This is a genomic window from Pantoea sp. FN0302 (assembly GCF_050113775.1).
Lineage (GTDB): Bacteria > Pseudomonadota > Gammaproteobacteria > Enterobacterales > Enterobacteriaceae > Mixta > Mixta alhagi.
On record NZ_JBNJSM010000004.1, the window covers coordinates 257,397 to 264,150 of the forward strand.

Below are 6,754 nucleotides of genomic sequence, written 5' to 3' on the forward strand. Positions count from 1 at the left end.
ACCGGTAGGCCGGGTTTCAGGGTTTTTAGCGTAACGTTACGGCAGGGGATTATTTCTCGCTTTGGATCGCGTCGACCAGGAAATCCACAATACGGTCGCGTTTGATCATCTGTTTTTCACCGGCACGACGCGCTTTATATTCGATCTCGTCGTTATCCAGGTTGCGATCGCCCAGCACGATGGTATGCGGGATCCCGATCAGTTCCATATCGGCAAACATCACGCCCGGACGCTCTTTACGATCGTCAAGCAGTACCTCGATACCCTTCGCACGCAGCGTGGCGTACAGCTCTTCCGCCAACTCTTTCACGCGGAAAGATTTATGCATGTTCATCGGCAGGATCGCGACCTGGAACGGTGCCAGCGCCGCAGGCCAGATAACGCCGCGATCGTCATGGTTCTGCTCAATTGCCGCTGCCACTATGCGGGTGATACCAATACCGTAGCAGCCCATGGTCAGCGTCTGGTTACGGCCATCTTCGCCCTGCACCGCAGCCTTCATCGCTTCCGAATATTTGGTGCCCAGCTGGAAGATATGACCCACTTCGATGCCGCGCTTGATCAGCAGCGTACCTTTGCCGTCCGGGCTGGAATCGCCTTCCACTACCTTGCGCAGATCGGCAACCTGCAGCGGCTCGGCCAGATCGCGGCCCCAGTTGATCCCGATAAAGTGCTTGCCGTCGATATTCGCGCCCGCGCTGAAGTCGCTCATTTTGGCAACGGTGCGATCGGCAATTACCGGCAATGTCAGGCCAACCGGACCCAGTGAACCCGGACCGGCACCAACTGCGGCACGGATCTCTTCTTCAGTAGCAAACACCAGCGGCGCAGCCACGATATCCACTTTTTCCGCTTTGATTTCGTTCAGTTCATGATCGCCACGCACTAGCAGCGCAACCAGCTGGTGGCCACTCTCTTCGCTGGCTTTAACTATCAGCGTCTTGACTGTTTTTTCAACGGGCAGATTAAACTGCGCAACCAGTTCGGCGATAGTTTTTGCATCAGGCGTATCAATCTGTTCTAACGACTGCGCAGGGGCAGGGCGCTCACCGGCTGGCGCAACGGCTTCCGCCAGCTCAATATTCGCCGCGTAATCCGATTCGGTTGAGAAGACGATGTCATCTTCACCGCTCTGCGCCAGCACCTGGAATTCGTGCGATGCGCTGCCGCCGATAGATCCGGTATCTGCCTGTACCGCGCGGAAATCCAGCCCCATACGGCTGAAGATCTGACCGTAGGCGCGATACATCGCCTCGTAGGTTTCCTGCAGCGATTCCTGAGAGGTATGGAAGGAGTAAGCATCCTTCATGATAAATTCACGTGAGCGCATTACGCCAAAACGCGGGCGCACTTCATCACGGAATTTGGTCTGGATCTGGAACAGATTCAGCGGCAGCTGCTTGTAAGAGCTTAGCTCGTTGCGAATCAGGTCGGTGATCACCTCTTCGTGCGTTGGGCCCAGCACAAACGGGCGATCGCCACGATCCACCAAACGCAACAGCTCAGGACCGTACTGCTCCCAACGTCCGCTCTCCTGCCACAGGTCGGCTGGCTGTACTACCGGCATAGAGATTTCAATCGCACCGGCGTTAGTCATCTCTTCGCGCACGATGTTTTCAACTTTTTTTAGTACGCGTAAGCCCGTCGGCAGCCAGGTATAGAGGCCTGAGGCCAGTTTACGAATCATCCCGGCACGCAGCATCAGCTGATGGCTGATCACTTCGGCATCGGACGGCGTCTCTTTAAGCGTGGAGAGCAGATATTGAGTAGTACGCATCTGTAAGATTCCAGTTTGGGCGGAAAATAGTCAAAGATTGACCTGAAAATAGTGGCGGTTAGTGTACCAGCGAGTGATGCACCTCAAAAGAGAGCGAGAACAAATTAGCGCGGATCGAGCGCCAGCACCTCGGTGCCTTCAGCGGTTACGCGCCAGCGCACGTTGAAATCAAGCAGCCAGACGGCATATTCACGCTCTGGCTCCTCGCCTTTGCGATAGGCCGGACGCGGATCCTGTGCCAGCACCTGGCTAATAAAACGCGCCAGCTGAGGATAACGCTGTTGGTTATCATGCAACTGCTGTTGCGCGCGCTCTGAAAAGCGCACCGGCATCTCTGCTGAAGGGGCATTTTGGGCAAAACCGGCGCGCGCAGCCGGAATCGCTTCGGCAAAAGGCAGATAGGGTTTGATATCAACAACTGGCGTGCCGTCAACCAAATCAAGGCTGCCCAGCTCAAGGATCACCTGGCTTTTCTGGCAGCGTACGCCTTTCAGCTCAACCAGCGACATGCCAACCGGATTGGGCCGGAAGGTTGAGCGGGTGGCAAATACGCCCATGCGCGTATTACCACCCAGGCGCGGAGGGCGTACCGTTGGACGCCAGCCGCCTTCCATGGTTTGATGAAAAACAAACAGCAGCCACAGATGACTGAACGCTTCCAGGCCGCGCACCGCTTCCGGTTGATTATAGGGAGGAAGCAAATGCAATTCGCCGCCGCCATCTTCAATCAGGCCCGGCTGCCGTGGTACCGCGAACTTCTCTTTCCACGGTGATTTAATCACGCCAATCTGCGCGAAAGAAAACTGACTCATTTACCGGTTACTTTTAGCGCCGTGCCCTGGCAGATCGCCTGGCGATAGCAGCCTTTGCTTTCATTAACGATTTCACATTTATGTAACAGTACCGCGTTAGCTTTCATATAAGATGCGCGGATCTGCATACGTTTACGTGCGGTATTAATGTTTGGCGGCGAGTCCTGGCGGCTGGTCTGGCAATCATCGCCCGATACCTCGCCTAAATCCCGGAAAGGATTACTTAGCAGCTCAGTTGTATCGGTATAGAGCTTCACCGGCGCAGGGCGCACTGCTGGACGAGCATGCGTTTCCGTGGTGGTTGGCCGGGCTTCGGGCGCGGTAATGGGCTTATAAGGCTTATGTAGCAAAGAGCAACCTGTCAGCGAAAGCGCCAACAAACAAAGCGGTAACGCGCGCATCGAATTATCCTCATTTCTAAAAATTGGCGTTATTGAAACAAGCAATCAGTTAAATGACAAGTTGCGATAACATTTGATTAAACGTTAAAAAGGCGGCCCGGCTGATTTGACCGCAAGCATAAAGCTTATAACCGGTAAATCAGCGGGCCGCCTGATCGAGATGGGTAACGCAATGTTAAGGGCAGATGATTAACTAAAAATCCTGAGCCTGAGCCGTATTACCAGCCTTTAACCGCACCGCCATTGAAGATTTTATTCGCCGCTTCTGCGACAGTGTCAGACTGATATGCCTGAACAAACTTCTTCACATTTTCTGCATCTTTATTGTCTTCACGCGCAACAATAATGTTCACGTAAGGAGAATCTTTATCTTCCACAAAGATGCCGTCTTTGGTTGGCGTCAGGCCAATCTGGCTGGCATAGGTGGTATTAATCACTGCCAGCGCGATCTGATCGTCATCCAGCGAGCGCGGCAGCTGCGGCGCTTCCAGCTCAACAATCTTCAGCTTTTTCGGGTTTTCGATAATATCCAGAGAGGTCGGCTGCAGGCCTACACCCTCTTTTAACTTAACCAGACCCACTTTTTGCAGCAGCAGCAGTGAACGGCCAAGGTTAGTAGGATCGTTCGGAATGGCAACCTGCGCGCCTTCCTGCAGCTCATCCAGTGATTTAATCTTTTTCGAGTAACCTGCGATTGGATAAACAAAAGTGTGGCCTACGGTTACCAGTTTATAGCCACGATCCTTGATTTGCGCGTCAAGGTAGGGCTGATGCTGGAAGGCGTTAACATCAATATCGCCCTTGCTTAATGCTTCGTTAGGCAGCACGTAATCATTAAAGGTGACCAGCTCAACGTCCAGACCATATTTATCTTTCGCCACTTTCTGCGCGACTTCAGCAACCTGCTGTTCGGCACCAACAATAACACCAACTTTAACATGGTTAGGATCTTTCTCTTCCTGACCACATCCTGCCAGCGCCATAGCACCGAGCAGCGCTCCCACAGCGGCAATCTTTTTCAACGTGAAAGACATATCCTTTCCTTAATAGAGAGTATTGAGGTGACTTATTTATGTGTGACAGCACGAACGATGCGGTCGCCACAGAATTGTATGAGATAAACCAGGACCACCAGTAATACCAGAACGGTATTCATTACTGTGGCGTTATAACCGATATAGCCGTACTGATAACCAATCTGCCCTAAGCCGCCAGCGCCTACGGCACCGCCCATCGCAGAATAGCCGACCAGCGTAATCAATGTAATAGTGGCCGCATTTACCAACCCCGGCAAGGCTTCCGGCAGCAGAACCTTACGAATAATCTGCATCGGCGTTGCGCCCATGGCACGGGAAGCTTCAATCAGGCCGGTAGGCAGCTCCAGTAGAGCGTTTTCAACCATACGCGCAATAAAAGGCGCAGCGCCAACGGTCAACGGAACGATAGCGGCCTGTAGCCCAATTGAGGTGCCAACAATGGCGCGGGTAAAAGGGATCATCCAGACCAGCAGGATAATAAAAGGAATCGAACGGAAAATATTGACCAGCGCGGATAAGACCCGATACAGGTTATTATTGGCCATGATCTGACCCGGGCGGGTGATATAAAGCAGAACGCCAACCGGCAGACCCAGCACAAAGCCAAAAAAGCCAGAGACAAAGGTCATCATCAGCGTTTCCCAAACGCCGCGACCCAGTAACCACATCATTGCCTCAGACATACCCTAATACCTCTACTTTTACATGATGCTGTTGTAAATAAGCAATTGCGCCTTCGGTCTCCTGCTCGCTGCCGTGCATTTCCGTCAGCATGATGCCGAACTTCACGCCGCCAGCGTAATCCATTTGGGCGCTGATAATATTGTTATTAACGTTAAAGCGGCGTGCGGTTTCCGACAACAGCGGTGCATCAACCGACTGACCGGTAAACTCCAGCCGCAGAAGAGGCACGCTGTCAGCAGTTGACTGCGCCTGTAAACGCTGCTGATAGTCCTCAGGAATATCAAGATGCAGCGTGGACTGAATAAATTGCTGAGCCAGCGGCGTTTTCGGATGAGAGAAAACTTCGCTGACGCTGTCTTTTTCAATCAGCTGACCATTACTGATGACCGCAACCTGATCGCAAATGCGTTTTACCACATCCATCTCATGCGTAATCAAGAGAATGGTAATGCCAAGACGGCGATTAATATCTTTTAAGAGTTCAAGAATGGCTCGGGTGGTGGCCGGATCAAGCGCGCTGGTGGCTTCATCACACAGCAGTACTTTCGGGCTGCTTGCCAGCGCACGCGCAATAGCAACGCGCTGTTTCTGACCTCCGGAAAGGTTAGCAGGCCAGGCGTCATGCTTATCGGCAAGGCCGACCAGATCGAGCAGCTCCGTCACGCGAGCTTTGATCGTTGCGCGTGGCATGTTATCCAGCTCAAGCGGCAACGCCACGTTGCCAAAAACGGTGCGCGAGTTCAGCAGATTAAAATGCTGGAAAATCATGCCGATTTGACGGCGGGCCAGCGTAAGCTCGCTTTCTGACAGCGAGGTGAGTTCCTGTCCATCAACCAGAACGCTGCCGGACGTAGGGCGCTCAAGCAGGTTAACGCAGCGAATAAGCGTACTTTTACCCGCGCCTGATGAGCCAATAACGCCATAAATTTGTCCTGCGGGCACGTGTAGGCTAACGTCTGACAACGCAGTGATGGTGCGCGCGCCCTGCTGAAAGACTTTAGTAATATTGGAAAGTTTTATCATTGAGTTATTAGTTATCTGTTGCGGTGAAGTTGTCCGTGGTGTTTTTTCTTTTGTCTTACTAACGCGACAAAATTTGAAACGGATGGTAAGGCATCCAGACGTCTAAATCAATCAGAGAGATTCAATCTGCCATTCTCTCTTTTATTGCAATCATGCGATACTGAGCGACAAATCAGGCAGCAGGAGTTACTACGTGACGGCTAAAGTCCCGGCGATATTTCTTGATCGCGATGGCACAGTAAATGTGGATCATGGCTATGTCCATGAGATTGATGCTTTTCAGTTTATTGATGGTGCCATTGAGGCGATGCAGGAACTGAAGAAAATGGGGTACGCGCTGGTGCTGGTGACTAACCAGTCCGGTATCGCGCGCGGAATGTTTAGTGAAGACCAGTTTATGCAGCTCACGGAGTGGATGGACTGGTCGCTGGCAGACAGAGAGGTGGATTTGGATGGCATCTATTATTGTCCACACCATCCTGAGGCTGCGGTAGAAAGCTATCGCCAACAATGCGACTGCCGTAAACCACAACCCGGTATGCTGCTTAGCGCAATGAAAGAGCTGAATATCGATATGGCTGCTTCTTATATGGTTGGCGATAAAATCGATGATGTTCAGGCAGGCAAAGCAGCAGGCGTGGGCACAACAGTATTAGTACGCAGCGGTAAACCGGTTACTGCGGAAGGCGAGAAATTGGCCGACTGGGTAATAGATAGCCTTGCAGAGCTACCGAAACGCATAAAACAGGGTTAAAAATAGGCGTTCTGCGCGAAATTTCAGCGAACAGCAAAAAAGTTGAAATTAGCACTTGTCAGGGGTCGAGAACTCCCTATAATGCGCCTCCATCGACACGGCACAACGGCTTACGCCACGCGGTGTTGAGCGGTTCAGTAAGATGAATCGCCGGAGAAAAACTTCTGAAAAAGAAGTTGACTCTGAAAGAGGAAAGCGTAATATACGCCACCTCGCGACAACGGTATCAGGTACCGGTCGCACCGCTCTTTAACAATTTATCAGAC

The 6,754-nt window shown here is 52.1% G+C and carries 7 protein-coding genes; 1 reads left to right on the forward strand and 6 read right to left on the reverse strand.

The genetic code is table 11. The annotated features are described in order from the left end of the window. Positions 1-49: 49 nt before the first annotated feature. The 6 genes from proS to metN all read right to left on the reverse strand — a co-directional run bounded on the left by proS (position 50) and on the right by metN (position 5,734). Positions 50-1,777 (reverse strand): proline--tRNA ligase, encoded by a 1,728-nt coding sequence (gene proS / locus ACQE32_RS16350; protein ID WP_427022097.1) that lies wholly within the window; start codon positions 1,775-1,777, stop codon positions 50-52. A gap of 104 nt (positions 1,778-1,881) precedes the next feature. Next, positions 1,882-2,589, reverse strand: a complete 708-nt coding sequence (tsaA, locus tag ACQE32_RS16355; protein ID WP_427022098.1) for a tRNA (N6-threonylcarbamoyladenosine(37)-N6)-methyltransferase TrmO — start codon at positions 2,587-2,589, stop codon at positions 1,882-1,884. Beyond that, on the reverse strand, positions 2,586-2,990 hold the full coding sequence (gene rcsF, locus ACQE32_RS16360; protein ID WP_250651902.1) for an Rcs stress response system protein RcsF: 405 nt from the start codon (positions 2,988-2,990) through the stop codon (positions 2,586-2,588). The genes tsaA and rcsF overlap by 4 nt, the downstream gene beginning before the upstream one ends. A 218-nt stretch (positions 2,991-3,208) precedes the next feature. Further along, the gene (locus ACQE32_RS16365; protein WP_426974550.1) at positions 3,209-4,024 is read right to left on the reverse strand and encodes a MetQ/NlpA family lipoprotein; all 816 of its coding nucleotides are present in this window, start codon (positions 4,022-4,024) and stop codon (positions 3,209-3,211) included. Between the two features lie 32 nt (positions 4,025-4,056). Further along, on the reverse strand, positions 4,057-4,710 hold the full coding sequence (locus tag ACQE32_RS16370) for a methionine ABC transporter permease MetI (protein WP_085067893.1): 654 nt from the start codon (positions 4,708-4,710) through the stop codon (positions 4,057-4,059). Then, a complete protein-coding gene (gene metN, locus ACQE32_RS16375) occupies positions 4,703-5,734 on the reverse strand; it encodes a methionine ABC transporter ATP-binding protein MetN (RefSeq protein ID WP_250651904.1) in 1,032 nt (343 codons plus the stop codon). Before metN ends, ACQE32_RS16370 begins: the two co-directional genes overlap by 8 nt. A 193-nt stretch (positions 5,735-5,927) precedes the next feature. Between metN and gmhB the strand changes: the two genes are divergently transcribed. Continuing rightward, on the forward strand, positions 5,928-6,488 hold the full coding sequence (gene gmhB / locus ACQE32_RS16380; RefSeq protein ID WP_085067891.1) for a D-glycero-beta-D-manno-heptose 1,7-bisphosphate 7-phosphatase: 561 nt from the start codon (positions 5,928-5,930) through the stop codon (positions 6,486-6,488). The last annotated feature ends 266 nt before the right edge of the window (positions 6,489-6,754 follow it).